The organism is Thalassobaculum fulvum (assembly GCF_014652915.1).
In the GTDB taxonomy this organism is placed as follows: Bacteria; Pseudomonadota; Alphaproteobacteria; order Thalassobaculales; family Thalassobaculaceae; genus Thalassobaculum_A; species Thalassobaculum_A fulvum.
The window spans coordinates 340,983-367,400 of the sequence record NZ_BMZS01000004.1; the positions used below are offsets into that span (position 1 = coordinate 340,983).

A 26,418-nucleotide genomic window follows, 5' to 3' on the forward strand; every position below is an offset into this window, starting at 1 on the left:
GCGCGGTGGGAAACGCTGGATTCGGTCACTCGGCCTCGCGCAGGGTCCTGGGGGCCTCGCCGCCGCGCCGGAGCGCGCTGCCGCGACCGGACAGGCTCGGATTGGTCATGAAGTAGGTGTGGGCGGAGAAGTCGTCGACGGAATGCGGCACCCGCTCGTACTGCCCTTCGCTGTTGAGGACCCAGCTGTTGGTCCGGTCCTTCATGTTGGCCACCATGATCTGGTCGAGGACCTGCCGGTGAACCGTCGGGTTCTCGATCGGAACCATGTGCTCGACCCGCCGATACAGGTTGCGCTGCATCCAGTCGGCCGAGGAGATGTAGACCTTCGCGCGGTCCGATGGAAGCTTGTGGCCGTCACCGAACGCGACGATCCGGGAGTGCTCCAGGAACCGGCCGACGATCGACCTGACGCGGATGTTCTCCGACAGCCCGGGAACCCCCGGCCGCAGGCAGCAGATGCCGCGGATCACCAGGTCGACCTCGACCCCGGCCTGGCTTGCGACGTACAGGGCGTCGATGATCGACGGGTCGACCAGCTGGTTCATTTTCGCCCAGATCGCCGCCGGGCGCCCGGCCTTGGCATGCTCGACCTCGCGCCGTATCGCATCCAGCAGGGTCGTGTGCATGTTGATCGGCGAGATCGCCAGCTTCTCCATGGTGTCCGGCGTGGCGTAGCCGGTCATGTAGTTGAACATCCGGGCAGCGTCGCGGCACAACGCCGGGTCGCAGGTGAAGAACGACAGATCGGTGTAGATCTTGGCGGTGATCGGGTGGTAGTTGCCGGTCCCGAAATGCACGTAGTTGCGCAGCCCCGAGCCCTCGCGGCGGACCACCAGCGACACCTTGGCGTGGGTCTTCAGGTTGACGAAGCCGTACACCACCTGGACGCCCGCCCGCTCCAGGTCGCGCGACAGCCGGATGTTGGCCTCCTCGTCGAACCGGGCCTTGATCTCCACCATCGCGGTCACCGACTTGCCGGCCTCGGCCGCCTCGATCAGCGCCTTGACGATCGGGCTGTCCTTCGAGGTGCGGTAGAGCGTCTGCTTGATGGCGATGACCGACGGGTCGGACGCCGCCTGCCGCAGGAACTGGACGACGACATCAAAGCTCTCATAGGGGTGGTGGACGATGATGTCCTTGCTGCGGATCGCCGCGAAGCAGTCGCCGCCGAAGTCGCGGATCCGCTCCGGGAACCGGGCGTTGAACGGCGTCCACAGCAGGTCCGGTCGCTCGGAGACGATGAGCTGCGACAGGTCGGCGAGCCCGACCATCTCCTCCAGCGCGAACACGTCCTCGCGCGCCACCTTCAGCTCGTCGATCACAAGCTCCTGAAGCGGCACCGGCATCGACCGGTCGACGGCCAGCCGGATGACGTTGCCGCGCCGCCGCGCCTTGAGCGCGGTCTCGAACGACAGCACCAGATCCTCGGCCTCTTCGTCGATCTCCATCTCGCTGTCGCGGATCACCCGGAACACGCCCTGGCCCCTGACCCGGAAGTTCGGGAACAGTCGGTCGACGAACAGCAGGATCACCTGCTCGATCGGGATGAAGCGGATGGTGTCGCCCGGCAGGCGTACGAACCGGCCGATCTGCTGCGGCAGCTGGATCAGCCCCTGCATCTCGTGGGCGCCGCCGACGGCACGCAACTGCATCGCCAGGCAGATGCCCTTGTTGGCGACGAACGGGAACGGATGCGCCGGGTCGATCGCCAGCGGCGTCAGCACCGGGTAGATCTGCTCGCTGAAGTGGTTGGCGAGCCAACTCAGATCGTCCGGGCCGAGCTCGCTGCCGTCGACCAGGTGAAAGCCGGCGTCCTTGAGCGCCCCCCGCAGGGTCCGCAGCGCCACCTGCTGGTCGGCCATCAGCCTGGCCGCCTCCTCGGTGATCGCCACGAGCTGCTGCGCCGGGGTCGCCCCGTCGTCGCTGGCCGAGGTGATGCCGGCCGCCATCATGCCCTTCAGGCCGGCGACCCGGACCATGTAGAACTCGTCCAGGTTCGAGGCCGAGATCGCCACGAACCGCAGGCGCTCCAGCAGCGGATTGCTGGGGTTGAGCGACTCCTCCAGCACCCGGGTGTTGAAGGCCAGCCAGGAGATCTCCCGGTTGATCAGCCGCTTCGGGCTGTCCAGGGTGATCGGGGGCGGGGGCGGAGCCGCGGGCTCGCTCGGCACGGCGGCAGTCTTTCGCCGCGGTGCCCGGCGCGGCCGAACCGCCCGCGCCTCGCCCAGGTCGCCCACCTTTTCCGTCGCGTCGGTCACGGCTCGCCTCCTGTCTGACACGGCGCCGACCGGCGGCCCCGGCACGGGGTGTACCGCCGGTCCATGACAGCCGCGTGACGGTCGGTCCCGCCTCCCTCAGAGAGTGCCGGGGAAGGCGCCGCCGTCCATCAGCAGATTCTGCCCGGTGATGAAGCCGGCGTGAACACTGCACAGGAACGCGCAGGCCGCCCCGAACTCCTCCGCGGTGCCGAACCGGCCGGCCGGGTTCTTCTCCGCCTGCTGCTTGGCAAAGGTCTCGTACGGCACGCCGGCCCGGTCGGCCTGCAGCTTCATGTTGCCGCGCAGCCGGTCGGTGTCGAACGGCCCCGGCAGCAGGCCGTTGATGGTCACGTTGTGCCGAACGGTCTCGCGCGCGATCCCGGCGCAGAATCCGGTCAGGCCGGTGCGGGCGCCGTTCGACAGGCCGAGGATCGGGATCGGCGCCTTCACGGCCCCCGAGGTGATGTTCACGACCCGCCCGAACCTGCGCTCGATCATGCCGTCGACGGTCAGCCGGATCAGCTCGATCGCGGTCAGCATGTTGGCGTTCAGCGCCTTCTGCCAGTCCTCGACCGACCAGTCGCGGAAATTACCCGGCGGCGGGCCGCCGGCGTTGTTCACCAGGATGTCGACCGGGCCGGCGGCGTCGAGCACTTCGGCCCGCCCTTCCGGCGTGGTGATGTCGCAGGCGATGGCGGTCACCGCCGCACCGGTCGCCCCCCGGATCTCGTCGGCGGTGGCGTCCAGCGTCTCCTTGGTCCGGGCGTTGATGACCAGGTCCACGCCCTCGCGGGCGAGCGCCATCGCGCAGCCCTTGCCGAGCCCCTTGCTGGCGGCGCAGACGATCGCCTTCTTGCCCTTCAGTCCGAGATCCATGCGCCGTCACTCCCCTCGATCGCTGTCGTCATCGGCGAGCGCCCGCCTGGCGAGCGCCCGGTCCACCCTGCGTCCCTCGGCGAGCGCCAGCCGGTCGAGGCGATCGACCAGCCGGTCCGCGGCCGCGAAGGACCGTTCCATACGGGTCACCAGATAGGCGACCACCTCCTCGCGCACGGCAACCTGACGATCCGCGAAATGCTTGGCCAGGACCCCGGCCAGGAGAACCTCGTCGGGCCCGCCGACGGTGGCCACCGGCAACGTCGCCAGCCGGGAGGCCAGATCGGGCAGCCCGACGTCGAGTCGGGCCGGTGCCGCGCGCGACAGGATAAGCACAGAACCGCCGCGCTCCGCCACCGTGTTGTACAGGTGCAGCAGGGCCCGCGGGGCAGCCAGTTCGGTCAGGTCGTCGACCACCGCGTTCGCCGCCTCGCCGAGCGCTTCCGGCACCCCGGCCACCGTCAGCGTAGCCGCATTCAGGCCGGCGGCCCCGCTCGCCTTGCGCCACACCGCCCCGAGGTGGGTCTTGCCGCAGCCGGCCGGGCCGACGATCGCCAGGCCGCGCAGCGGCGCCGGCCAGTCCGGCCAGCGGTCGACCCAGGCCGCGGCGTCGGCGTTGCACGCCGACACCAGGAAGTCGCTGCGGCCGAGCGCCGGGCGGTGGCCGAGGTCGAGGATCAACTGATTGGGCACCATGCTCACCGAGGGAGAGTGTCGTCGTCGGGGCGGGCCGTTGCGTCGGGGCGGGCGGTGTCGTCGGCCGGCGGAATGCCGTGCAGGTGCAGCGGGCTGGCCAGGTACTGCGCCAGCGCGAACCGCGCGACCACGCCGATGACGGCGGCCGCCGGCACCGCCAGCAGGACCCCGACGAACCCGAACAGCGCGCCGCCGGCCAGCAGGCCGAAGATCACCCAGACCGGATGCAGGCCGACCGCGTCGCCGACCAGGTTGGGGGTGAGGAAGTTGCCCTCGAGCGCCTGACCGGCGACGAACACCGCGGCAATGATCGCCACCGGCTGCCAGGCATCGAACTGCGCCAGCGCGAGGCCGACGCTCATCACCCCGCCGAGGAACGCGCCGACGAACGGCACGAACGAAATCAGCCCGGAGAACAGCCCGATGACCAGGCCGAAATCCAGCCCGGCCAGGGTAAGCCCGGCGGCGTAGAACACGCCGAGCACCAGGCAGACCGTGCCCTGGCCGCGGATGAACGCCGCCAGGGTGCGATCGACCTCGGCGACCTGGGCCCGGATGACCGGCGCCTGCTCGCGCGGCAGCCAGCCGTCGACGGTGGCGACCATGCGGTCCCAGTCGCGCAGCAGGTAGAACGAGACGATCGGCGTGATCACCAGTAGCGACAGGATGTTGGCGACCGCGAAGCCGCCGGTGATGATCCGGCGGATCAGCCCGCCGACCCAGCGCACCAGCTCGCCGGTCATGCCGGAGATCTTCTCCAGCGCCGCCTGCCGGTCCAGGCCCTCGTTGAAGTGTTCGAGCAACGGACCGAGCCGGTCGCGGACGGTCTGCAGATAGCCCGGCAGCACGCTCGCCAGCTTCTCGACCTGGGTCTGCAGCAGTGGGATCAGCAGCAGCACCAGGCCGATGGCGACCGCGAAGAACCCCAGCAGCACCAGGAACGTCGCGAGGCCGCGGCCGATCCGCAGGCGCTCCAGGCGGTCGACGACCGGGTCCAACAGGTAGGCCACCGCCATGCCGGCGACGAACGGCACCAGCACGTCGCGCAGCACATAGAGCGCCAGGACCACGGAAGCCAGAAGCAGCGCCCAGAACAGGCCCCGCTCACGTCGGGTCATGAAGCCGCTCCCGCGCTCACTGGATCGCCGGGGCGCGGATGGTCGGTGCCGGGGCCGCGGGGGAAGCCGCCGGGGCCGTGCCGGCCGGTGGCGCCTCCGGCGCCGGCCCGACGATCACCGTCTCGGCGGTCCCGTAGGCCGGCGCCCGCGGATAGGCCGGCGCCGAGGTGTCGGAACCGGCCGGGGCGGCGCCCGTCGGCTGCGGCATCGGCTGGCCGCGCTGTTTGAGAATGTAGTCCCCGGCCCCCGGCACCAGTTCCAGGTCGCGCTGCGCCAGGGCGACCCGGAACTGCTCGGCGTCGCCGTTGACCCAGACGTCGACCAGGGCCTCGCGCCGCATCAGCTGGACCACCTCGTAACGCGAGACGATCGACAGGCCGTCCAGCGCCTCGCGGACCGTCAGCCAGCGCTGCAGCGAATCGAGCGGGACGGTCGCCGTCACCAGGGTCTCGAAGCCGGGACGGATCAGGTTGTCGCGCTTCCAGGCCTCCTCGACCAGGGCCACGGTCCGGAGCACCGCCGGTGCCAGCCGCTTCGCCTCGTCGAGATCCCCGGTCCCGTCGACGGTCTCCAGCATCGTCGTGTCGGTGCCGCTCGGCCCGAGCCGCTGGATCGCCAGCTCGACCGCCCCGCCGGCGCGCGGCCGGGCGGCGACGACCACCGTGTCGCGCGCGCCATAGCGCTCGGCGATCCGCATCAGGGCGTCGACATCGCCGGCCACCGCCTGGTCCGGCGACAGGTCGCGGATGTCCGCGACGTCGCCGTACGGCACCACGAACGGCACCAGGCCATCCTGCGGCGGCAGGTCGTACCAGGCGTTGCGCCAGGGATTCGGTTCCCTCCACAAGACCGTCTCGCCGCCGGTCTCGTACAGCGGGATCACCAGCACCGGCAGGCTGCGGGTCTCGGCGTACGACACCCCCGCCGACCGCAGCACGCCGCGCACGGTGCCGGGGTCGAACGCCAGGGTCAGCTCGGCGATCCAGCGCACCGCCGAGCTGCGCTCGTTCGCCACCTCGAAGCCGAGCACCATGCGCTGCAGCTCGGCATCGGTCGGCGCCGGAATGCCGGCGGCCTCGGCCGCCGGTACCAGCCGGTCGACCAGGCGGCGGAACCCTTCCCGCCGACCTTCGGCGACCGCCCGGTCGCGGGCCGCGGGGGCGGTCTCGGCCGTCGCGTCGACCGGTACGGCGCGGACCGTGAACAGGTCGGCGTCGGCCGCCGTCGCCGCGGCCGACGACAACGCCGGAACCAGCACCGTCGCCAGCACCAGGAGGGCACGCAGCAGGCCCGGAAATTCGCGCCGCGAGGACTCGATCATTGTCGTTCGACCCACTTGCCGCTTGCGGGGAGCGTCGGCACCGCGGCATATACCGCGATCCGGGCGATACCAAGGCACCGCCCGACAGCCCGGCCTTATACCGCAGCCCGGCGGAGGACACCATAAGCGCCCCCGATCGCCCGAACGCTCCCCTCACCTACCGCGACGCCGGCGTCGACATCGATGCGGGCGAGGCGCTGGTCGAGGCCATCAAGCCGCTGGCGGCATCGACTCGCCGGCCCGGCGCCGACGCCGATCTCGGCGGATTCGGCGGCCTGTTCGACCTCAAGGCGGCCGGGTTCCGGGACCCGGTCCTGGTGGCCGCGACCGACGGCGTCGGCACCAAGCTGCGGGTCGCGATCGACGCCGGCCGGCACGACGGCGTCGGCATCGACCTGGTCGCCATGTGCGTCAACGACCTGGTCGTGCAGGGCGCCCAGCCGGTGATGTTCCTGGACTACTACGCGACCGGCAAGCTGGAGGTCGCGGTCGCCCGCGACGTGGTCGCCGGCATCGCCGAGGGCTGCCGGCAGGCCGGTTGCGCCCTGGTCGGGGGCGAGACCGCCGAGATGCCGGGCATGTACCGCGCCGGTGACTACGACCTCGCCGGCTTCGCGGTCGGTGCCGCCGAGCGCTCGGAGATCCTCACCCGCGACCGGGTGAAGGCCGGCGACGTGGTGCTGGCGCTGCCGTCGTCGGGCGTGCATTCCAACGGGTTCTCGCTGGTCCGCCGGATCGTCGAGCGCAGCGGCACCGCCTGGGCCGCGCCGGCGCCGTTCGCGCCCGACCGCAGCCTCGCCGAGGCGCTGCTGGAACCGACCCGGATCTACGTCCGTGCCTGCCTGGCGGCGATCGCCGCCGGTGGGGTGACGGCGTTCGCGCACATCACCGGCGGCGGCCTGATCGAGAATCCGCCGCGGGTCTACGGCGACGACCTGGCCATGCGGATCGACCTGGCGAGCTGGCGGCTGCCGCCGGTGTTCCGCTGGCTGGCCGCCGAGGGCGGGGTCGAGCCGCGCGAGATGCTGCGGACCTTCAACTGCGGCCTCGGCATGCTGGTGGTGGTCGAGGCCGACCGGGCCGACGCCGTCGGCGACGCCCTGGCCGCCGCCGGCGAGCAGCCGGTGACCGTCGGCCGGGTCGAGGCGCGGACCGGCGACGCCGTGGTGTTCGACGGCCTGTCCGCCGCCTGGCTGGCATGAGCCCCGCCTCCCGCAAGCGGGTCGGTGTCCTGATCTCCGGGCGCGGCAGCAACCTGCAGTCGCTGCTGGATGCCGCCGCCGACCCGGCCTACCCGGCCGAGATCGCCCTGGTGATCTCCAACCGGCCCGGCGCCTACGGGCTGCAGCGGGCGAAGCTCGCCGGGGTGCCGACCGCAGTCATCGACCACAAGGCGTTCCCCGACCGCGAGAGCTTCGACGCCGCGGTCGATGCGGCGCTGCGCGGGGCCGGCTGCGAGATCGTCTGCCTGGCCGGCTTCATGCGGATCTTCACCCCCGGCTTCGCCGAGGGCTGGGCCGGCCGCATGCTGAACATCCACCCGTCGCTGCTGCCGTCGTTCATCGGCCTGCACGTCCAGCGCCAGGCGATCGAGGCCGGCGCCACCATCGCCGGCTGCACGGTCCACTTCGTCACCCCGGACCTCGACGCCGGGCCGATCCTGGCCCAGGCGGCCGTGCCGGTGCTGCCCGACGACACCGAGGACAGCCTGTCGGCCCGGATCCTGGAGCAGGAGCACCGGCTGTACCCGGCGGCGCTCGGCTGGCTGGCGGCCGGTCGGGTGCGGATCGTCGGCAACCGCGCGCTGGTCGACGGCGCCACCGCGGCGGGCGACCTGTTGTCGCCCCGTCCGGAAGGGCTTTGAGGGCGCCCGCGGCTTCGCTATAAGGAGCCGAATTCGCCGTTTCGCCGGGAGGAGGGCAATATGGCCGTCGAAGACCGTTTCCCCGATATGACCCGTGAGCACCGCGAGATCTGGGAGGGGTTCCTGTCCTTCCTGAAGATCGGCACGGCGCTGTGCATTGTCACGGTCGCGCTGCTGGCGCTGTTCGTCGCCTGAGCCCGGGCCCGGGGTTGCAATGAGAAAGGGCCGGCCCCGCGGGGCCGCCCTTTTCGATTCCGACGGTCGCGATCGTCAGCCGACGATCTCGTTGCCGCTGAAGAACTGGGCGATCTCGATCGCCGCGGTCTCCGGGGCGTCCGACCCGTGCACGGTGTTCTCGCCGATCGACAGGGCCAGCTCCTTGCGGATGGTGCCGGCATCGGCCTTCGACGGGTCGGTGGCGCCCATGACCTCGCGGTACTTGGCGACCGCCCCCTCGCCTTCCAGAACCTGCACGACCACCGGGCCGGAGGTCATGAAGTCGACCAGCTCGCCGAAGAACGGCCGCGCGCTGTGGACGGCGTAGAAGGTCTCGGCCTGGCCGCGGGTCATCCGGATCCGCTTCTGGGCCACGATCCGCAGACCGGCGGCCTCGATCATGGCGTTGACCTTGCCGGTCAGGTTCCGCGCGGTGGCGTCCGGCTTGATGATGGAAAAGGTGCGCTCGAGGGCCATGGGTCTCTCTCGGAAATCGGTGAAGGGGTGTGGACCGTACAGGCCCCACGCCCGCCGGTCGGCGGGCGCCTTATAGCGGCGGGAGTGCGGCCGGGCAAGCAGCCCGGCCGCCGGGCGCCGCCGCCGGGCTCAGCGCAGCAGCATGGTGATTTCCGGGAACAGCAGCACCAGCAGCAGGACGAACAGCTGGATCCCGATGAACGGCAGGAACCCGCGGAAGATGTCGGGCAGCGTGATGTACGGCGGCGCCACCGACTTGAGGTAGAACGCAGCCGGCCCGAACGGCGGCGACAGGAAGCTGACCTGCATGTTCACGCAGAACAGGATGCCGAACCAGACGGACACGAAGGCGGCGTCGAGCGACCCGAACAGCCCCAGTTCCTCGACCGGCAGCTTCTTCACGATCGGCAGGAACACCGGCATCACCAGCAGGACGATGCCGGTCCAGTCCATGAAGGCGCCGAGGAACAGGAAGATCAGCATCATCACGGCGAGGACGCCCATGGTGGCCATGTCCGCCCCGACGATCAGGTTGGCCACGTAGGTCGGCCCGCCGGCGATCGTATAGGCGCCGGCCAGGGCGGTGGCGCCGAAGGTCACCCAGATGATGGTTCCGGTCGACTTCCAGGTCCGCATCAGCGCTTCGCGCAGCAGGGTCATGGAGAACTCGCCGCGCGCGGCGATCAGCAGCAGCACCGCCACCGTCCCGATCCCGGCGGCCTCGGTGATGCCGGTGATGCCGCCGTAGATCGAGCCGAGCACCACGAACACCACCGCGAGCGGCGCCACCAGGCCCTTGCCGCGGGCCCAGGCCTCCAGCGCGGTCTGCTTGCCGACCACCAGGAACACGTGGGCGACCGCGATCCCGAGCAGCACCAGGCAGGTCACCAGCGTCGTGGTGTCGGCCAGGGCGGTGTCTTCCTCGATGGTGCCGAGGCCGTGCAGGAACACCCAGCGGACGGTCAACACCAGCGCCGCCGCCGCCGCGACCATGATCAGCAGGGTGATGCCGAGCCTGGCCTTCTTCGATCCGGTCATGTCGTCCGGCGACGGCTCCGGAAGCGGCGCCTCCTCCGGGCGCAGCCGGGTGCGGACCAGGATGTACACGATGTAGAGGCCGGCCAGGATGAAGCCGGGCACGAAGGCGGCCTTGAACAGGGCATGGATCGAGGTCTCGGTGATCAGCCCGTAGAAGATCAGCACGATCGAGGGCGGGATCATGGTTCCGAGCGAGCCGGAGGCGCAGATCGTGCCGATCGCCAGGTCCTGGTTGTAGCCGAGCCGCAGCATCTGCGGCAGCGCGATCAGGCCCAGCAGCACGACCTCGCCGCCGATGATCCCCGACATCGCCGCCATGACGATCGCCATGATCGCGGTCACCACCGCGATCCCGCCGCGGGTCCGCGACAGCCACAGGTTCAGGGACGAGTACATGTCGCGGGCGATGTTCGACCGCTCGAGCAAGGTCGCCATGAAGATGAACAGCGGTACCGAGATCAGCACGTAGTTCGTGGTGATGCTGTACAGCCGCTGCGCGAGGATGTTGAGCGGACCGGTGCCGAAGCTCGAGAACAGCAGGTCGGGGCCGAACTTCAGCACCAGCACCACGACCGCCAGGAAGCCCGACGCGAAGCCGAGCGGCATGCCGATGGCCAGCAGCACCAGCATGCCGACCAGCAGGATCAGCGAGATCGTCCCGATGTCCACGGGGGGTGCTCCGATGTCAGGTCGACGACCGGCCGCCGGTCCCGGAGGGATCGCGCGGGGTGTCGAGGTTGGCCGGAACGTCGAGGTCGTCGGCCGGGTCGTGCGACACCGGCTCCCGGTTCCAGTCGTGGATCAGGTTGGAGATCGACTGCACCGCCAGCAGCACCAGGGTCAGCAGGATCAGCGGCTTGATGGTCGCCGGGATCGGCGGGTCCCAGGCGGTCCCGAAGGTCTCCCAGCGCAGCAGCTTGGCCTTGGCCTCCCCGAAGCCGCCCCACACCACCGCGAAGGCGAAGATGCACACGCAGACCACCGACAGCACGTCGAAGGTCTGGCGCAGCCGGCGCGGCACCATGTCGTAGATGATGAAGATCCGGATGTGGCTCCGCTGCTGGAGGGCGTACAGGCCCGCGGTCAAGTAGATCCCGCCGCCGACCCACAGCGACATCTCGTTGACCCACAGCGTCGGTGCGCCGAGCACGTAGCGCACGAAGACTTCGTAGAAGATGATGGCGACCACGAACGCCGGCGCCCACATCGCGACCCGGCTGATGGCGATCGTGATGCGATCGAGCCAGCCGGTTACCTCATGCTCAACCATCCAGCCGTCCCCCGGTTGCGCGGTTCAGACGCCTCGGGACGGCGCACGGCCGAGGCGGGGGCCGCAAGCGCCCCCCGCCCCACCGTCCGTCCCGGCGGACGATCCTAGTTGATCAGGCCGAGCTGGGTCAGGAACTTGACGTGGCTGTCGACCAGCGCCCGCGCCTCCGGGGTCTTGTCGGCCCAGCCCTGCCAGGCCGTCTGCGCCGCCTTGCGGAACGTCGCGCGGTCCTCGGCCGACCAGTCGTGCAGGGTGACGCCCTGCGCGCGCAGCTTGGCGGCCGCCTCCGAGTTCTTGATCTCGAAGGTCATGGCGGTCTGGAACGCCAGCTTCTGCATCGCGACCTGCATGATGCGCTTCAGGTGCTCCGGCAACGCGTCCCACTTGGCCTTGTTGATCGCCAGATGGTCGGACGGCATGGAGTGGAAGCCCGGATAGGTCGCGTGCTTGACCAGGTCGTACAGGCCGAGGCCGACGTTGTTGGCCAGGCCGGATGCGTCGGCGCCGTCGATGATCTTGGTCTCGAGCGCGGTGAAGATCTCGGTGAAGTCCATCACGATCGGCTTGGCGCCGAGCGAGGCGAAGATCTCGGTCTCGAGGCCCGGCGGCGACCGGAACTTGAAGTCCTTCAGGTCGTCGATGCCCCGGATCGGCTTGGACGACGCCAGCGACTCCTGGCCGTACACCCACCAGCCGATCAGTTCCATGTCGTACTTGTTGTACAGCTTGTTGGCCGCCTCGAAGCCGCCGTTGTACAGCCAGGCGTACTGCTGCCAGGGCGTGTCGTAGCCGCCCATGATGTCGCCGACGAACTGGAAGGCCGGGTTCTTGCCGGTCTGGTAGGCGCCGCCGGTCATGTCGCCGTCGAGGATGCCGGTCGCCGCCGCGTCGAAGGTCTCCACCGACTTCACGACCGACGACGAGTAGAACATCTCGATCTTGAGCTGGCCGTTCGACATCGTCTGGACGTCGTCGACGAACTGCGCGGCCAGCTTGCCCGACACCGTCTCCGGCGCGTAGTGGGTCTGGATCCGCAGGGTGTAGGTCTCGGCCGCGGTCGCCGCGAAGCCGGCGCCGGCGACCATGCCCGCGACCAGCAGGCCGGTCAGACTCTTCGTGATGGTGTTCATCGAGTTTCCTCCATTGATCCTCGACCGTCACCGGATCTCGCGCGGCGAGCGGCCCTGTGAGGGTCGTCCCTGCGGGCCGCATCGTGGCGTGCGGCCCGGAGCCCTTTTCGGTTTTCCACGCGCAGACCACTCGTTCGAGCTTGTATGGTGGAACTGCACGGAGTCGCGAACCTAGAGCACCGGCCCGGCTGCGACAAGGATGATCGCCGTAAATGATACGATCATCATATAACATTCTTGCGATGGATCGGATTTGCCGGGGACCCGCCGGCATGGCCTAGCCGGCCTTCTCCCAGCCGCCGCGGTCGGTCTGGCGCCAGTACGTCAGGGCATGGCCGGCGTCGCGCGCCGCCTTCCAGCGCCGGCGGGCCGCCGCCACCGCCGCGTCGTCGCGGCCGTCGAACAGGTCGAACACCCGGGTCCAGGGCCCGAGGTCGGCCGCCTCGACGCCGTCCGTCAGGAACAGGAACCGGGCGGCGTTCGGGTTCTCGTCATCGGCGGTCAGCCAGATCGGCTGGTCGTCGGCAAAGCCGTCGCGGGCCGAGCCGTGCGGCAGCCAGGAGCGCTCCTCGTAGGTCCACAGCAGGCCGTTCAGCGCCTGCACCCGCTCGTCGCTGGCGGTCCGTACGACCGCCCGCTCGCCGGCCTGCAGGGTGCGCTCGAGCAGCTTCGGCAGGGCGCGCTCGAGCGGCGTGGCCGTCAGATGGTAGAATCCGATCTCGGTCACGCCGCCCGCCCGCTCGTCAGCGCTTCTCGACGTAGTCCCGGACCAGCCGGTCGAGCGCCCTCACCCCGAACCCGCTGGCGCCCTTCGGCGTGGTCGCGCGGTCCTTGCGCGACCAGGCCACGCCGGCGATGTCCATGTGGATCCATGGGGTCTTGTCGACGAACCGCTCCAGGAAGCAGGCCGCGGTGATCGCCCCGCCCCAGCGCGCGCCGGCGTTCTTCATGTCGGCGACGTCGCTGTCCATCATCTTATTGTAGGCGTCGCCGAGCGGCATCCGCCAGACCGCCTCGCCGGTCTCGTCGCCGGCCGCCTTCAGGGCGTCGGACAGCTTGTCGTCGTTCGCGAAGTAGCCGCAGGTCTCCTCGCCCAGCGCCACCATCATGGCGCCGGTCAGGGTGGCGAGGTCGATCATGAAGGCCGGCTTGTACTTCTCCTTCGTGTACCAGAGCGCATCGGCCAGCACGAGCCGACCCTCGGCGTCGGTGTTGATGATCTCGATGGTCTGGCCGGACATCGAGGTGACGATGTCGGACGGGCGCTGGGCGTTGCCGTCCGGCATGTTCTCGACCAGGCCGATCACGCCGATGACGTTGGCCTTGGCCTTGCGGCCGGCGACCGCCTTCATCAGGCCAGCGACCACGCCGGCGCCGCCCATGTCGAACTTCATGTCCTCCATGCCGCCGGCCGGCTTGATCGAGATGCCGCCGGTGTCGAAGCACACACCCTTGCCGACGAACGCCACCGGCTGCTCGTTCTTGCCGCCGCCGTTCCAGCGCATGACCGCCAGCTTGGACTCCCGACGGCTGCCCTGGCCGACGCCGAGCAGCGCATTCATGCCGAGCTTGGCCATCTCCTTCTCGCCCAGTACCTCGACCTCGACGCCGAGCTTCTTCAGCTCCAGGCAGCGCTCGGCGAAGCTCTCCGGGTACAGGACGTTCGGCGGCTCCGACACCAGGTCGCGGGTGAACGCCACGCCCTCGGCGATCGCCGCCTCGACCTCGTACAGCTTCTTGGCCTCGGCATGGCCGTCGACCATGACGGTCAGCTTCTCGAGGCTCGGCCTGTCGTCCTTTTTCAGGGTCGTGCGGTACTTGTCGAACCGGTAGGACCGCAGCTCGGCGCCGAGCGCCAGATGCGCGGCCCGGGCCGCGCGCTCCTCGTCGCCGCTCTCGGTCACCACCGTGACCTCCTTCTCGCCCGACTGGGCGAGTGCCGCGTAGATGCCACCGCCGGCCGCCTCGGCCCACTTCAGATCGAGCTTGGCCGGATCGCCGAGGCCGTACAGCAGCACCCGACCGGCCGGGGTGAACACGGTCAGGGTCTGGTGCGGCTTGCCGGTGAAGCGCGACCCGGCGATCGCCTTGCCGATCAGGCCGCCGCTCTCCTTGTCGATCGCCACCGCCGTCGGCGACAGCTTTCCGCCCTCGGCCACGGAGACGACGAGCGCTCCCTTCTTCGGACGTCCGGGCTTGGCGAAGGCGATCTTCATCTGGGGCTCCTCGAATCGCAGGGTCGCGGGTTGCGGGACGGCGGTCTTTGGGGTAGCCGTCGCCCGCGGGCGCTGTCAACGGACCGCGGGTCCGATATCATGCGCCGACAAGCCTGTGAACGCGAGCCGGGGAAGGCATGCGCATCAACCGCTACCTGGCCGGTCAGATCGTCACCGCGATGCTGTTCATCGTGGTGTCCATGACCTGCGTGATCTGGCTGTCGCAGTCGCTCCGGTTCGTCGACCTGATCGTGAACCGCGGCCTGCCGATCCCGAGCTTCATCTACCTCACGCTCATGCTGATGCCGACCTGGCTGTCGATCGTGCTGCCGGTCGCCGCGTTCGCCGCCACCCTGTTCGTCTACAACAAGATGACGAACGACCGCGAGATGGTGGTGCTGTCGGCCGCCGGGATGAGCCCGATCCGACTGGCCACGCCGGCCCTGATGGTGGCGGTCGCGACCACCGCGCTGGCCTACCTGATGACGCTGTACCTGGTGCCGATGAGCTATCGCGGCTTCAAGGAGCTGCAGTTCCAGATCCGCCACAATTTCGACCATCTGGTGCTGCGCGAGGGCGAGTTCCGCTCGATCGGCGACGGGCTGACCGTGTACGTGCGGGCGCGCGAGGACCAGGGCCAGCTGGCCGGCATCGTGGTCCACGACCAGCGCAACCGGAAGCGGACCGTGACCCTGGTCGCCGAGCGCGGCGCCCTGGTGACCACGCCGGAAGGGCCGCGCGTGGTCATGGCGAACGGCTCGCGCCAGGAGCGCGACGCCGACACCGGCCGCGTCAACGTGCTGTACTTCGACCGCTACACCATCGACCTCGGCGCCATGCGCGAGGAGGTCCAGCGCACCTTCCGGGACCAGAACGAACTGTTCATCGACGACCTGCTGTACCCGACCGAGCGCATCACCGACCCGAAGAACTTCGACGAGTACGTCGCCGAAGGCCACCAGCGCCTGACCTCGCCGCTGCTGGCCCTGACCCTGACCACGATCGGGCTGGCGATCCTGCTGTCCGGCGAGTTCTCGCGGCGCGGCCAGACCGCACGGATCGTCGCCGCCATCGTGCTGGCCGGCACGGCGGAGGCCATGGGGCTCGGCTCGAAGTACCTGGCGGTGCGCTATCCGGCGCTGATCCCGGTGATGTGGCTGGCGGTGATCGGGCCGTTCCTGATCGCCCTGCTGACGATGACCCGGCGGCGCCTGCGCCGGCGCGGTCCGGCCCCGGTCACCGCGTGAGGGCACCATGCGTCTGTCGCTGACCCTCTCGACCTATTTCGGCCGCCAGTTCGTGGTGTGGGTGCTCGGCACCTTCTCGGCGATCATGGGGATCGTGTTCCTGCTCGACCTGATCGAGCTGATGCGGCGCGGCTCCGGCAAGGAGGACGCGTACTTCGCGGTGCTGGTCGAGATGGCGCTCCTGAAGCTGCCGAACATGGGTCAGCAGATCCTGCCGTTCGCGGTGCTGTTCGGCTCCATGCTCGCCTTCACCCGCCTGACCCGAACCAACGAGCTGGTGGTGGCGCGCGCCGCCGGGGTGTCGGTCTGGCAGTTCCTGATGCCGGCGATCGCGGTGGCGCTGATGCTCGGCGCCCTCAAGGTCGGGGTGGTCAACCCGATCGCGTCGGTCATGACCGCCCGCTTCAACGCGCTCGAGGACACGGTCCTGCGCAACCGGGTCGACAGCTTCATGACCGTCGGCCAGGGCGGCCTGTGGATCCGCGAGCGCACCGAGGAGGGCCAGCACGTCCTGCACGCGCTCGCCGCCCGGCAGAACGACGCCGAACTGGCCGAGGTCCTGGTGATCCGGTTCGGCCCGCACGACGAGTTCCTCGAACGCCAGGACGCCCGCATCGCCCATCTCGGCCCCGGATACTGGGAGCTCAAGGACGTGGTGGTCACGTCGACCTCCGGCCGGCCCGAGCATCGCGACTCGATTCGGATACCGACACGCCTGACCATCCAGAACATCCAGGACAGCTTCGCCTCGCCCGAGACCATGTCGTTCTGGGAGCTCCCGGGCTTCATCCGGATCCTCGAGAACGCCGGATTCTCCGCGGTCAAGCATCGGCTGTACTGGCACGCCCTGCTGGCCTCGCCGCTGCTGCTGACGGCCATGGTGCTGATCGCCGCCACCTTCTCGTTGCGGCTGACCCGGCGCGGCGGCACTCTGCTGTGGGCATCGAGCGGGCTGTTCACCGGATTCCTCCTGTACTTCATGTCGGACATCGTCTTCGCACTGGGGCTTTCGTCCCGCATACCCGAGGTGCTGGCGGCCTGGACGCCCGCGACGGTGACCATGCTGCTCGGCATGACGAGCCTGTTGCACCTCGAAGACGGATGAGCCGGGTCGCCGCCCTCCTCCTCGGGCCGTTGGCCGGGTTGCTGCTGCTGTTCGCCGCGGCGCTGCCCGGGCGCGCCCAGGACCTCGACGTCGAGAAGACGCCGGTCCTGCTGCAGGCCGAGGAACTCACCTACAATGAGGACCTCGGCGTCGTCACCGCGCGCGGCAACGTCGAGATGAGCCAGGGCCCGCGGGTCCTGATGGCCGACACCGTCACCTACAACCAGAAGGCCAACACGGTCACGGCGAGCGGCAACGTCGCCCTGATGGAGCCGACCGGCGAGGTGCTGTTCACCGACTACGCCGAGTTGCACGACGAGTTGAAGACCGGGTTCATCGAGAACCTGCGGGCGCTGCTGTCCGACGGCTCCCGGCTGGCCGCGAACCGGGCGCGGCGCACCGCCGACCAGCGCAAGGTGATGGACCGCGGCGTGTTCTCGCCCTGCAACCTCTGCAAGGAGGACCCGGCGCGGGCTCCGCTGTGGCAGATCAAGGCGATCAAGGTCGTCCACGACGAGGTCGCCAAGGACATCATCTACGAGGACGCCACGCTCGAGATGTTCGGCGTGCCCGTCCTGTACACCCCGTACATGCGGCACCCCGACCCGACCGTCGAGCGGCGCTCCGGTCTGCTGGCGCCGACCATCGGCTACTCCGGCGACCTCGGCGCGATCTTCGGGCAGCCCTACTACTACGTCTTCGATCCCTCACGCGACGTGACCATCGAGCCGATGGTGTTCAGCTCCGAGGGCACGGTACTGCGCGGCCAGTACCGCCAGCGCTTCTCGAGCGGCCGGATCGACCTGAAGGCCACTGCGGCCTATGTCGACGAGCACGACGACAACGGCAACGAGACCGGCAACCAGGGCCTGGAGGGCAGCGCCGACCTGGAAGGCCGGTTCGCGCTGGACCGGACCTGGCGCGGCGGCTTCGACTTCCAGCAGTCGAGCGAGCGCACCTATCTGAAGCGGTTCCGGCTCGGCCACGAGGACGTGCTGACCTCGCGCCTGTACGCGGAGGGCTTCCGAGGCCGCAACTACGCCGCCGTGAACGCCTACAAGTGGCAGGACCTGCGGGCCTCCAGCGACCCCGACGACACGCCGCTGGTGATGCCGTTCGCCGAGTACAGCTTCGTCGGCCAGCCGAACGGCCTCGGCGGGCGGTCGTCGATCGACGCCAGCCTGCTGGCGCTGACCCGCGAACGCGGCACCGACAGCCGCCGCGCCTCGCTGGTCTACGGCTGGAAGATGCCCCACACCACGGGCAACGGTCAGCTCCTCACCCTCGAGAGCCGGGTCCAGACCGACGGCTACTATGCCAGCGACCTGTCCGGGGCCACCGGCGGCGACGACGAGACCACCGCCCGGCTGTTCCCGCAGGTCGGCGTGAAGTGGCAGTATCCCTGGGCCCGGCGCGCCGCCACCTACACCCACGTGGTCGAGCCGATCGTCGGCATCGTCGGCGGGCCGAACGGCGGCAATCCGGACGAGATCCCGAACGAGGACAGCCGGTCGTTCGAGTTCGACACCACCAACCTGTTCCGGATGAACCGGTACGAGGGGGTGGACCGGGTCACCAGCGGCTCGCGCGTCGACTATGCGCTACGGACCGGGGTGTACGGCGACAACGGCGGATCGACCGAGCTGCTGATCGGCCAGAGCTATCGCTTCTACGGCAACAGCGCGTTCGATGCCGGCACCGGGCTCGACGAGGATCTGTCGGATATCGTCGGCGCCCTCACCGTCCGCCCGCGCGAGCAGTTCGACCTGTCCTATCGCTTCCGGCTGGACAAGGAGACCGGCTCGGTCCGCCGCAACGAGTTCGGCTTCGGCTACCACCACCCGCGGTTCGCTGCCCTGATCGACTACATCGCGATCGACGACTCCGCGGCATCCGATCTGGCCGGCAACCGGGAGCAGGTCGAGGCCACCCTGAACGTGGCCCTGGCCCCCCACTGGAGCACGCTGTTCAATGCCGTCTACGACCTGTCCGACGGCGACAACAGGCTGCTGCGCGGCCGTGCCGGCTTCACCTACTCGGACGAATGCCTGACCTTTGGCGTCGATCTCGAGCGCTCCGACATCGAAGATCAGGACATCGAGGCCGACACCCGGGTGATGTTCCGGATCGTGTTCAAGTATCTCGGTGGCGTGGAGAGCCAGTGAGCCGTGTCGTGCGGCGATCGGCGCGCGGTGCCGCGATGGCCGCGGCCTCCGCCGGCTGATATAATTCCCGTCCTGACCCATCACTCCGGTTGACCGCGATGACGTCTGCCCTCCGCTCCGCCCTGGCCGCGCCGATCATGGCTGCCATGTTCGCCGTGGCCACGGCCGTGCCGGCGCCTCCGGCGCTCGCGCAGGAGCCGCAACGCATCGCGGCCGTGGTGAACGACGAGATCCTGTCGATGCGCGACCTGAGGAACCGGCTGCGCATGGTGATCGTCACCTCGCGGCTGCCGCCGACCGACGAGACCGCCCGCCGCATCGCGCCGCAGGTGCTGCGCGGCCTGATCGACGAGCAGATCCAGCTGCAGGAGGCCAAGCGCCTGAACGTCTCGGTGACCGATCAGGACATGGCCCGCGCCCGCTCCGATCTGGAGCAGCGCAACAACCTGAAACCCGGCCAGTTCGACGCCTTCGTGCGCGACCTCGGCGTCGACCCCGACACCGTCGAACGCCAGCTGCGGGCCCAGATCGCCTGGGGCAAGCTGGTGCGCCGGCGCTTCGGCAACGACGTCAACATCAGCCAGGAGGAGGTGAGCGACGTCCTGGCCCGCCTGGAAGCGGACGCCGGCAAGACCCAGAAGCGGATCGCCGAGATCGTCCTGCCGGTCGAGAGCGCGGCCAACGAGACGCAGGTCAGGGAACTGGCCGACCGGATCGCCGAACAGCTCCGCGGCGGCGCCAACTTCGGGGCGATCGCCCGGCAGTTCTCCGGGGCGGCGAACGCGGCCGTGGGCGGCGACGTCGGCTGGGTCCTGCCCGAGCGCATGGCGCCGGAGATCGCCGAGGCGGTCTCGCGGATGGCGGCCGGCGAGATATCCGCGCCGATCCGCACCGTTCTCGGCTTCCACATCATCAAGGTCGTCGACTCCCGCGTGCTCGCCCAGCCCGACCCGGCGACCGCCGTCGTCGATCTCAAGCAGCTGTTCCTGCCGGTGCCGCCGAACGCCGCGAGCGACGCCCGCGACTCCCAGCGCGCGCTGGCCGAGGCGGTCGCCAGCTCGGCGCAGAGCTGCGACGACCTGGTCGAGCTGGCCAAGGAAGTGAAGTCGCCGGCGTCGCCGAACCTGGGCGAGATGAAGGTCGGCGAGCTCGCCCCGGTCCTGCGGGACCCGGTGTCGTCGCTGAAGGCCGGCGAGCTGACCGGGCCGATCGACCTGCCGAACGGCGTGATGGTGCTGATGGTGTGTTCGCGCAAGGCGCCGCCCAGCAACCTGCCGAGCCCCGAGCAGATCCGCACGCAGCTCGAGGCCCAGCGCTTCGAGATCCTGGCCCAGCGCTACCTGCGCGATCTGCGGCGCAGCGCCTTCGTCGAACCGCGCGTCTGAGGAACGGGCATGGTCGCCCCGCTGCCGCTGGCCCTCACCCCCGGCGAGCCGGCCGGCGTCGGTTGCGAGCTGGCCGCCGACGCCTGGCTGCGGCGCGCCGACGGCATCGCCCCGTTCCTGCTGATCGACGACCCGGACCGGGTGGCCGCCCGGCTGCAGAAGATCGGCCGTTCGGTGCCGTTGCAGCCGATCGACTCGCCGGAGGATGCCGTCGCGGCTTTCGGCGACGCGCTGCCGGTGCTGCCGCAAGGCTTTGCCGCTCCCGACCGTCCCGGCACGCCCGACCCGGCAAACGGCCCGGCCGTGGCTGCCGCCATCGAGCGGGCCGTCGAGCTGGTGCGGGACGGCCGCGCCGCGGCGGTCGTCACCAACCCGATCCAGAAGGAGACACTGTACCAGGCCGGATTCGCGTTTCCGGGCCACACCGAGTTCCTGGCCCATCTGGCCGGCCCCGGCGTGACCCCGGTGATGCTGCTGGCGAGCGACGCGCTGCGGGTGGTGCCGGTGACCATCCACATCCCGCTCGCCGAGGTGCCGCGCCAACTGACGACCGACGGCATCGTCAAGGTCGCTCGGATCACAGCGGCGGCCATGACCGGCGATTTCGGTATCGCCCGCCCGCGCCTGGCGCTCGCCGGCCTGAACCCGCACGCCGGCGAAGGCGGGGCGCTCGGCCGCGAGGACATCGAGGTGGTCGCGCCCGCCGTCGCGATCCTGCGCGCCGACGGCATCGATGCGGTCGGTCCTCTGCCGGCCGACACCATGTTCCACGCCGAGGCCCGCGCCGGCTACGACGTGGCGCTGGGCATGTACCACGACCAGGTGCTGGTGCCGCTGAAGACCCTGGACTTCTGGGGCGGCGTCAACGTCACGCTCGGCCTGCCGTTCGTGCGCACCTCGCCGGACCACGGCACCGCGCTGGCGCTCGCCGGCACCGGCCGGGCCCGGCCGGACAGCCTGATCGCCGCGTTGCGGACGGCCGCCGGGATGGCTGAGCGTCGCACCGGGGCGTCGGGAGCCTCGGCGTGAAGGATCCCGTGGCGGCGCGGGTCGCCGCCCTGCCCCCGCTGCGCGAGGCGATCGCCGCCGCCGGGTTCTCGGCCAAGAAGAGCCTCGGACAGAACTTCCTGCTCGACATCAACCTGACCCGCCGGATCGCCCGGGCCGCCGGTGAGCTCGACCGGGGCACCACCATCGAGGTCGGTCCCGGTCCGGGCGGCCTCACCCGGGCGCTGCTGATCGAGGGCGCGACCGACCTGATCGCGATCGAGCGCGACGCCCGCGCCGCCGCCGCCCTGGCACCGCTGGTCGAGGCCGCCGACGGCCGGCTGCGGCTGGTCGAGGCGGACGCGCTGGAGGTACCGATCGCAACCCTGGGCACGTCGCCCCGTCGGATCGTCGCCAACCTGCCCTACAACGTCGCCACCCGGCTGCTGCTCGGCTGGCTGGAGACCCCGACCGCCTTCGAATCCCTGACCCTGATGTTCCAGAAGGAGGTCGCCGAGCGCCTGCTCGCCGCCCCCGGCAGCGAAGCCTATGGCCGCCTGTCGGTGCTGGTGCAGTGGTTGTGCACGGTGCGCCGGGTGACCGACCTGCCGCCGTCGGCGTTCACCCCGCCGCCCAAGGTCTGGTCGAGCGTGGTCAGGATCGAGCCGCGTCCGGCGCCGTCCCACCCGGCCGAACGCCGGGCACTGGAGCGGATCACCGAGGCGGCGTTCGGCCAGCGCCGCAAAATGCTGCGGCAGAGCCTCAAGGGCCTCGGCGGCGACGCCCTGCTGGCGGCTGCCGGGATCGAGCCGACGGTCCGCCCCGAACGCCTGCAGATCGCCGAGTTCTGCCGCCTGGCCAATGCCCTGTCCGACCGCGAGAAGCGCCGATGACCCAGCCCCTCGATACCGCCCTGGACGCCGTGCAGCGCGAGAGCGACGGGCTGACGATCCGGCCCGCGACCGAGGACGATCTCCCGGCCATCGTCGCGCTGCTGGCGGACGACGGCCTCGGCAAGAGCCGGGAACGCCCCGAGACACCGCTGCCGGCGGTCTATGGCGAGGCGTTCCGGCGCATGACGGCCCAGGGCGACAACCTGATCCTGGTGGCCGACCTCGACGGTGCGGTGATCGGCTGCCTCCAGCTCACCCTGATCCACGGGATCAGCCGGCTCGGTGCCACCCGGGCGCAGGTCGAGGGCGTGCGCGTCGGGACCGCGGCGCGCGGGCGCAAGGTCGGCGAGCGGCTGATGCGCTCGGCGATCGCGCGCGCCAGGGCGCACGGGGCCGTGCTGATGCAGCTCACCACCGACCACCGGCGGATCGACGCTCACCGGTTCTACGAGCGCCTGGGGTTCGTGGGCAGCCATCTCGGCATGAAGAAGGAGCTCGGCTGACCGGCTTCCGGCACCGTCCGCACGGACGAATGCTGCAGGTGCGTCATTCATCGACTTCTAACGATTATCGGCGCACCATGCGCGCCGACCGGGGCCGTTCCCCTTCCCGTCCCCGGACCCGAAAGGACCGGAAATGCTCTACCACATGCACGAGTTTTCCCGCCTGGCGATGATGCCGTGGCGCAGTGCGGCCCAGATGGCGCGGCTGATGGCCGGCGCACCCTGGAACCCGCTCGCCTACACGCCCTACGCCCAGCAGGTGATGGCCGGCGCCGAGGTGTTCGAGCGCGCCACCCGCCGCTACGGCAAGCCGGACTGGGGCCTGGCGACCACCCCGATCGACGGCCGCGAGGTCGAGGTCGAGGTCGATCCGGTCATCAAGCGCAGCTACTGCCACCTGCTGCACTTCAAGCGCGCCGTGACCCGCGAGGACCCGCGGGTGCTGGTGGTGGCGCCGCTGTCCGGGCATTTCGCGACCCTGCTGCGCGGCACCGTCGAGGCGCTGCTGCCGGACCACGAGGTGTACGTCACGGACTGGCAGGACTGCCGGATGGTCCCGACCGAAGCGGACCGCTTCAACCTCAACGACTACATCGACTACGTGATCGACTTCCTGCACTACCTCGGCCCGAACACCCACGTGATCGCGGTGTGCCAGCCGAGCGTGCCGGTGCTGGCCGCGGTGTCGGTGATGTCCGGCTGGGGCGACCTGTGCGCGCCGGCGTCGATGACCCTGATGGGCGGGCCGATCGATACCCGGCGCAACCCGACCGCGGTCAACAAGCTGGCCGAAGAGCACGACTTCGAGTGGTTCGAGAACAACGTGATCACGGTCGTGCCGCCGCCCTACCCGGGGGCCGGCCGGCGGGTCTATCCGGGCTTCATCCAGCTGACGAACTTCATCTCGATGAACCTGGACCGGCACATGCAGTCGTTCCATGAGCTGTTCGACCACCTGGTCCAAGGCGACGACGAGGAGGCCGAGAAGCGGACCGCCTTCTACGACGAGTACCTGGCGGTGATGGACCTGCCGGAGGAGTTCTACCTGCAGACCATCAAGGTGGTGTTCAAGGACCATGACCTGCCGCGCGGCGAGATGATCCACCGCTGGCACCCGGTGAAGCCCGAGGCCATCACCCGGACCGCCATCCTGTGCGTCGAGGGCGAACTCGACGACATCTCCGGCGTCGGCCAGACCAAGGCGGCCCTGGACCTCGCGACCTCGCTGCCCGACGACATGAAGAAGTACCACCTGCAGAAGAAGGTCGGGCACTACGGCATCTTCAACGGCGGCCGCTGGCGGCGCGAGATCGCGCCGGTCGTCAAGGAGTTCATCCGCGAGCACGACCATCGGGTCGGCAAGCGCAAGGCCCGGCTGAAGGCGGTCGGCTGACCGGGAGACGGACGACGACGTGACGAGGCATCGGACACCGACGCGGCGAATTATCGTCCCGGCCTGAGGGCTCAGGCCGGGACGTCGCCGTCTGTCCGATCCGGCGCCCACCGGGCGCCCGTACTGCCTCGATGGAGTCCGTCATGACCGCCGACAATCCGACCCTGCACCTGCTGTGCGGCAAGATCGCCGCCGGCAAGTCGACCCTCGCCCGGGAACTCGCCGCCGGGCCCGGTACGGTCCTGATCGCCGAGGATGCCTGGCTCGCCCGGCTGTATCCGGGCGAGATCGCCGCGCTGGACGACTATGTCCGCTGCAGTGGTCGCCTGCGCAGCGTCATGGGCCCGCACGTCGCGGAACTGCTGCGCACCGGCCTGTCCGTCGTGCTGGATTTTCCGGCGAATACCATCTCAAGCCGGCAGTGGATGCGCGGCATCGCCGACGACGCCGGCACCGCCTGCCGGCTGCATTGGCTCGACGTGCCCGACGAGACCTGCAAGGCGCGGCTCCGGGAACGCAACGCGCACGGGGAGCACGACTTCGCGCCGACCGAGGCGGATTTCGAGCTGTTCACCAGCTACTTCGTGGCACCCACGGAGGACGAGGGACTGGACGTCGTGATCCACAATCCCGGCTGACGGCGGTTCAGTCGTCGCCGCTGCCCTCGCGCAGGCCCTTCACGAAGTCCGGCAGGCCGACCTGGCGCTCGCGCTTGAGCCGTTCGGCCGCCAGGATCGAGCGGACCGCGGCGACGCTGCGTTCGATGTCGTCGTTCAGGATGATGTACTGGTATTCGGGATAGTGGCTGATCTCGTCGGCCGCCTTCGCCATGCGGGCCGCCACCACCTCGTCGGAATCCTGGGCGCGGGCCCGTAGCCGGCGTTCCAGCTCGCGGGTCGAAGGCGGCAGGATGAACACGCTGACCAGGTCGCGCGGGGCCGAGTCCTGGAGCTGTTGGGTGCCCTGCCAGTCGATGTCGAATAGCACGTCGCGCCCGGCGGCGAGCGCCTCCTCGACCGGTCCGCGCGGGGTGCCGTAGTAGTTGCCGAACACCTTGGCGTGCTCCAGCAGCTCGCCGCGGTTGACCATCAGGTTGAACTCGGTCGGGTCGACGAAGAAATAGTCGCGCCCGTCGACCTCGCCCGGCCGGCGCGCCCGCGTCGTCGCCGAGACCGACATGAACAGTGTGCGCTCCTCGTCCAGCAGCCGCCGGGAGATCGTCGTCTTGCCGGCCCCCGAGGGCGACGACAGCACCAGCATCAGACCGCGCCGCGTAATTGCCACGACCGCCTCTCCCCGCTTACTCGACGTTCTGGATCTGCTCGCGGAACCGCTCGATCCTCGTCTTGAGCTCGACGCCGATTCCGGTCAGCTCCAGGTCGACCGCCTTCGAGCACAGGGTGTTGGCCTCGCGGTTCAGTTCCTGGCACAGGAAGTCGAGCTTGCGGCCGATCGCGCCGCCGTCCGACAGCAGCTCCCGGCAGGCCGCGACGTGCGCGGTCAGGCGGTCGGTCTCCTCGCGGACTTCGGCCTTGGTCGCCAGCAGCGCCAGCTCCTGGACCATCCGCTCCTCCGACACCGGCGGCGAGGCTTCCAGCAGCAGGGCGAGCTGGTCGGCCATGCGGGCGCGCAGGGCGGCCGGCTGCGTCTCGGCGGCGGCGACCGCCCGACCGGTCAGCTCGGCCATCTCGTCGAGATGGGTCTCCAGCACAGCCTTCAGCTTGGCGCCCTCGCGGCCGCGGGCCTCGACCATGCCGTCCAGGGCCCTGTCCAGGTCAGCCAGGGCCGGCGCCTCCAGGGCGGCGATCACCGCGGTGTCCGCCACCCGCTCGACCACCTCGACCACGCCGCGGATGGCCAGCAGACGGTCCAGGCTCGGTGCCGTCGGATAGACCAGCCCGTCCGCCTCCAGCTTCTCCTGCAGGGCCAGGATCTCGCGCAGGAACGGCTCGTTGACCACAACCTGGGGAACCTTCGCGCGGTCGGCCTGCTCCAGCGTCCAGGTCACGGTGACCGAACCGCGCGCCAACCGGGCCTGCGCCCGCTCGCGAATCCTGCTCTCCCAACCCTCCGCCAGCGACGGCAGGCGGGTGCGCAGGTCCAGGCCCTTGGCGTTGACGCTGCGGATCTCCCAGGTCCAGGTCCACGGGATCGGGGATTCGCCGCCTTCCGGCGCGGCCTCGGCGCCGCCGTCGACGCGGGCGAAGCCGGTCATGCTCATCACGGACAACGGAGAACCCCACTGGACGGTCGCGGAA

General features: G+C 70.1%; 25 protein-coding genes. 12 read left to right on the top strand and 13 right to left on the bottom strand.

Going from position 1 to position 26,418, the window contains the following annotated elements; genetic code table 11:
- Positions 1 to 25: 25 nt before the first annotated feature.
- The 5 genes from IE246_RS10920 to IE246_RS10940 all read right to left on the bottom strand — a co-directional run bounded on the left by IE246_RS10920 (position 26) and on the right by IE246_RS10940 (position 6,271).
- Positions 26 to 2,173, bottom strand: a complete 2,148-nt coding sequence (locus IE246_RS10920) for an RNA degradosome polyphosphate kinase (RefSeq protein ID WP_229836975.1) — start codon at positions 2,171 to 2,173, stop codon at positions 26 to 28.
- A gap of 183 nt (positions 2,174 to 2,356) precedes the next feature.
- Positions 2,357 to 3,136, bottom strand: coding sequence for an SDR family oxidoreductase (locus tag IE246_RS10925; RefSeq protein ID WP_189989297.1), 780 nt, complete (start codon positions 3,134 to 3,136; stop codon positions 2,357 to 2,359).
- A 6-nt stretch (positions 3,137 to 3,142) separates the two neighbouring features.
- Positions 3,143 to 3,832 (bottom strand): P-loop NTPase family protein, encoded by a 690-nt coding sequence (locus IE246_RS10930; protein WP_189989659.1) that lies wholly within the window; start codon positions 3,830 to 3,832, stop codon positions 3,143 to 3,145.
- A gap of 2 nt (positions 3,833 to 3,834) precedes the next feature.
- Positions 3,835 to 4,950 (bottom strand): AI-2E family transporter, encoded by a 1,116-nt coding sequence (locus tag IE246_RS10935; RefSeq protein ID WP_189989299.1) that lies wholly within the window; start codon positions 4,948 to 4,950, stop codon positions 3,835 to 3,837.
- 16 nt (positions 4,951 to 4,966) lie between these two features.
- Entirely contained in the window at positions 4,967 to 6,271 is a 1,305-nt protein-coding gene (locus IE246_RS10940; RefSeq protein ID WP_189989301.1) for a DUF2066 domain-containing protein, read from the bottom strand.
- 122 nt (positions 6,272 to 6,393) lie between these two features.
- Here IE246_RS10940 and purM point away from each other — a divergent pair, with 122 nt between their 5' ends.
- The 3 genes from purM to IE246_RS10955 are packed head-to-tail and all read left to right on the top strand — an operon-like array spanning position 6,394 to position 8,330.
- The gene (gene purM, locus IE246_RS10945) at positions 6,394 to 7,473 is read left to right on the top strand and encodes a phosphoribosylformylglycinamidine cyclo-ligase (RefSeq protein WP_189989661.1); all 1,080 of its coding nucleotides are present in this window, start codon (positions 6,394 to 6,396) and stop codon (positions 7,471 to 7,473) included.
- On the top strand, positions 7,470 to 8,135 hold the full coding sequence (purN, locus tag IE246_RS10950; protein WP_189989303.1) for a phosphoribosylglycinamide formyltransferase: 666 nt from the start codon (positions 7,470 to 7,472) through the stop codon (positions 8,133 to 8,135). Before purM ends, purN begins: the two co-directional genes overlap by 4 nt.
- Before the next feature lie 60 nt (positions 8,136 to 8,195).
- Complete coding sequence (locus IE246_RS10955; protein WP_189989305.1) at positions 8,196 to 8,330, top strand: aa3-type cytochrome c oxidase subunit IV; 135 nt, start codon at positions 8,196 to 8,198, stop codon at positions 8,328 to 8,330.
- 75 nt (positions 8,331 to 8,405) lie between these two features.
- Here the strand turns inward: IE246_RS10955 and ndk are convergent, their stop codons facing one another.
- The 6 genes from ndk to IE246_RS10985 all read right to left on the bottom strand — a co-directional run bounded on the left by ndk (position 8,406) and on the right by IE246_RS10985 (position 14,482).
- Positions 8,406 to 8,828 carry a nucleoside-diphosphate kinase gene (gene ndk, locus IE246_RS10960; RefSeq protein WP_189989308.1) on the bottom strand — a complete coding sequence of 141 codons (423 nt, stop codon included), beginning with the start codon at positions 8,826 to 8,828 and terminating at the stop codon, positions 8,406 to 8,408.
- 129 nt (positions 8,829 to 8,957) lie between these two features.
- A complete protein-coding gene (locus IE246_RS10965) occupies positions 8,958 to 10,535 on the bottom strand; it encodes a TRAP transporter large permease (protein WP_189989310.1) in 1,578 nt (525 codons plus the stop codon).
- 16 nt (positions 10,536 to 10,551) lie between these two features.
- A complete protein-coding gene (locus IE246_RS10970) occupies positions 10,552 to 11,136 on the bottom strand; it encodes a TRAP transporter small permease subunit (RefSeq protein ID WP_189989312.1) in 585 nt (194 codons plus the stop codon).
- 104 nt (positions 11,137 to 11,240) lie between these two features.
- Positions 11,241 to 12,266: a TRAP transporter substrate-binding protein gene (locus IE246_RS10975; RefSeq protein WP_189989314.1), complete on the bottom strand. Its 1,026-nt coding sequence runs from the start codon at positions 12,264 to 12,266 to the stop codon at positions 11,241 to 11,243.
- 277 nt (positions 12,267 to 12,543) lie between these two features.
- Positions 12,544 to 12,993: a DNA polymerase III subunit chi gene (locus IE246_RS10980; RefSeq protein WP_189989316.1), complete on the bottom strand. Its 450-nt coding sequence runs from the start codon at positions 12,991 to 12,993 to the stop codon at positions 12,544 to 12,546.
- A gap of 16 nt (positions 12,994 to 13,009) precedes the next feature.
- Complete coding sequence (locus IE246_RS10985; protein ID WP_189989318.1) at positions 13,010 to 14,482, bottom strand: leucyl aminopeptidase; 1,473 nt, start codon at positions 14,480 to 14,482, stop codon at positions 13,010 to 13,012.
- A gap of 137 nt (positions 14,483 to 14,619) precedes the next feature.
- Between IE246_RS10985 and lptF the strand changes: the two genes are divergently transcribed.
- The 9 genes from lptF (at position 14,620) to IE246_RS11030 (ending at position 24,798) form a co-directional block, all read left to right on the top strand.
- The gene (gene lptF / locus IE246_RS10990; RefSeq protein ID WP_189989320.1) at positions 14,620 to 15,729 is read left to right on the top strand and encodes an LPS export ABC transporter permease LptF; all 1,110 of its coding nucleotides are present in this window, start codon (positions 14,620 to 14,622) and stop codon (positions 15,727 to 15,729) included.
- Between the two features lie 7 nt (positions 15,730 to 15,736).
- Complete coding sequence (lptG, locus tag IE246_RS10995) at positions 15,737 to 16,834, top strand: LPS export ABC transporter permease LptG (RefSeq protein ID WP_189989322.1); 1,098 nt, start codon at positions 15,737 to 15,739, stop codon at positions 16,832 to 16,834.
- Positions 16,831 to 18,999, top strand: coding sequence for an LPS-assembly protein LptD (locus IE246_RS11000; protein WP_189989324.1), 2,169 nt, complete (start codon positions 16,831 to 16,833; stop codon positions 18,997 to 18,999). Before lptG ends, IE246_RS11000 begins: the two co-directional genes overlap by 4 nt.
- 98 nt (positions 19,000 to 19,097) lie before the next feature.
- Complete coding sequence (locus IE246_RS11005) at positions 19,098 to 20,384, top strand: peptidylprolyl isomerase (RefSeq protein WP_189989326.1); 1,287 nt, start codon at positions 19,098 to 19,100, stop codon at positions 20,382 to 20,384.
- Between the two features lie 9 nt (positions 20,385 to 20,393).
- A complete protein-coding gene (pdxA, locus tag IE246_RS11010; RefSeq protein ID WP_189989328.1) occupies positions 20,394 to 21,413 on the top strand; it encodes a 4-hydroxythreonine-4-phosphate dehydrogenase PdxA in 1,020 nt (339 codons plus the stop codon).
- Positions 21,410 to 22,264, top strand: coding sequence for a 16S rRNA (adenine(1518)-N(6)/adenine(1519)-N(6))-dimethyltransferase RsmA (gene rsmA / locus IE246_RS11015; protein ID WP_189989330.1), 855 nt, complete (start codon positions 21,410 to 21,412; stop codon positions 22,262 to 22,264). Before pdxA ends, rsmA begins: the two co-directional genes overlap by 4 nt.
- Entirely contained in the window at positions 22,261 to 22,767 is a 507-nt protein-coding gene (locus IE246_RS11020) for a GNAT family N-acetyltransferase (RefSeq protein WP_189989332.1), read from the top strand. Before rsmA ends, IE246_RS11020 begins: the two co-directional genes overlap by 4 nt.
- 133 nt (positions 22,768 to 22,900) lie before the next feature.
- Positions 22,901 to 24,160: a polyhydroxyalkanoate depolymerase gene (locus tag IE246_RS11025; RefSeq protein ID WP_189989334.1), complete on the top strand. Its 1,260-nt coding sequence runs from the start codon at positions 22,901 to 22,903 to the stop codon at positions 24,158 to 24,160.
- 143 nt (positions 24,161 to 24,303) lie between these two features.
- Positions 24,304 to 24,798 carry a P-loop nucleotide/nucleoside kinase family protein gene (locus tag IE246_RS11030; RefSeq protein WP_189989336.1) on the top strand — a complete coding sequence of 165 codons (495 nt, stop codon included), beginning with the start codon at positions 24,304 to 24,306 and terminating at the stop codon, positions 24,796 to 24,798.
- Between the two features lie 7 nt (positions 24,799 to 24,805).
- Here IE246_RS11030 and gmk read toward each other — a convergent pair whose 3' ends face one another.
- Together gmk and IE246_RS11040 are read right to left on the bottom strand one after the other, a co-directional pair.
- Positions 24,806 to 25,420 (bottom strand): guanylate kinase, encoded by a 615-nt coding sequence (gene gmk / locus IE246_RS11035; protein ID WP_189989663.1) that lies wholly within the window; start codon positions 25,418 to 25,420, stop codon positions 24,806 to 24,808.
- 40 nt (positions 25,421 to 25,460) lie between these two features.
- Positions 25,461 to 26,375 (bottom strand): YicC/YloC family endoribonuclease, encoded by a 915-nt coding sequence (locus tag IE246_RS11040; protein ID WP_189989338.1) that lies wholly within the window; start codon positions 26,373 to 26,375, stop codon positions 25,461 to 25,463.
- Positions 26,376 to 26,418 lie beyond the last annotated feature (43 nt).

What these genes read in the sequence shown, in the direction of transcription:
- IE246_RS10925 (WP_189989297.1), bottom strand. Translation starts at nt 3,136, where the DNA reads ATGGATCTCGGACTGAAGGGCAAGAAGGCGATCGTCTGCGCCGCCAGC.
- IE246_RS10930 (WP_189989659.1), bottom strand. Translation starts at nt 3,832, where the DNA reads ATGGTGCCCAATCAGTTGATCCTCGACCTCGGCCACCGCCCGGCGCTC.
- IE246_RS10935 (WP_189989299.1), bottom strand. Translation starts at nt 4,950, where the DNA reads ATGACCCGACGTGAGCGGGGCCTGTTCTGGGCGCTGCTTCTGGCTTCC.
- IE246_RS10940 (WP_189989301.1), bottom strand. Translation starts at nt 6,271, where the DNA reads ATGATCGAGTCCTCGCGGCGCGAATTTCCGGGCCTGCTGCGTGCCCTC.
- purN (WP_189989303.1), top strand. Translation starts at nt 7,470, where the DNA reads ATGAGCCCCGCCTCCCGCAAGCGGGTCGGTGTCCTGATCTCCGGGCGC.
- IE246_RS10955 (WP_189989305.1), top strand. Translation starts at nt 8,196, where the DNA reads ATGGCCGTCGAAGACCGTTTCCCCGATATGACCCGTGAGCACCGCGAG.
- ndk (WP_189989308.1), bottom strand. Translation starts at nt 8,828, where the DNA reads ATGGCCCTCGAGCGCACCTTTTCCATCATCAAGCCGGACGCCACCGCG.
- IE246_RS10970 (WP_189989312.1), bottom strand. Translation starts at nt 11,136, where the DNA reads ATGGTTGAGCATGAGGTAACCGGCTGGCTCGATCGCATCACGATCGCC.
- IE246_RS10975 (WP_189989314.1), bottom strand. Translation starts at nt 12,266, where the DNA reads ATGAACACCATCACGAAGAGTCTGACCGGCCTGCTGGTCGCGGGCATG.
- IE246_RS10985 (WP_189989318.1), bottom strand. Translation starts at nt 14,482, where the DNA reads ATGAAGATCGCCTTCGCCAAGCCCGGACGTCCGAAGAAGGGAGCGCTC.
- lptF (WP_189989320.1), top strand. Translation starts at nt 14,620, where the DNA reads ATGCGCATCAACCGCTACCTGGCCGGTCAGATCGTCACCGCGATGCTG.
- lptG (WP_189989322.1), top strand. Translation starts at nt 15,737, where the DNA reads ATGCGTCTGTCGCTGACCCTCTCGACCTATTTCGGCCGCCAGTTCGTG.
- IE246_RS11000 (WP_189989324.1), top strand. Translation starts at nt 16,831, where the DNA reads ATGAGCCGGGTCGCCGCCCTCCTCCTCGGGCCGTTGGCCGGGTTGCTG.
- IE246_RS11005 (WP_189989326.1), top strand. Translation starts at nt 19,098, where the DNA reads ATGACGTCTGCCCTCCGCTCCGCCCTGGCCGCGCCGATCATGGCTGCC.
- pdxA (WP_189989328.1), top strand. Translation starts at nt 20,394, where the DNA reads ATGGTCGCCCCGCTGCCGCTGGCCCTCACCCCCGGCGAGCCGGCCGGC.
- IE246_RS11020 (WP_189989332.1), top strand. Translation starts at nt 22,261, where the DNA reads ATGACCCAGCCCCTCGATACCGCCCTGGACGCCGTGCAGCGCGAGAGC.
- IE246_RS11025 (WP_189989334.1), top strand. Translation starts at nt 22,901, where the DNA reads ATGCTCTACCACATGCACGAGTTTTCCCGCCTGGCGATGATGCCGTGG.
- IE246_RS11030 (WP_189989336.1), top strand. Translation starts at nt 24,304, where the DNA reads ATGACCGCCGACAATCCGACCCTGCACCTGCTGTGCGGCAAGATCGCC.
- gmk (WP_189989663.1), bottom strand. Translation starts at nt 25,420, where the DNA reads ATGCTGGTGCTGTCGTCGCCCTCGGGGGCCGGCAAGACGACGATCTCC.
- IE246_RS11040 (WP_189989338.1), bottom strand. Translation starts at nt 26,375, where the DNA reads ATGACCGGCTTCGCCCGCGTCGACGGCGGCGCCGAGGCCGCGCCGGAA.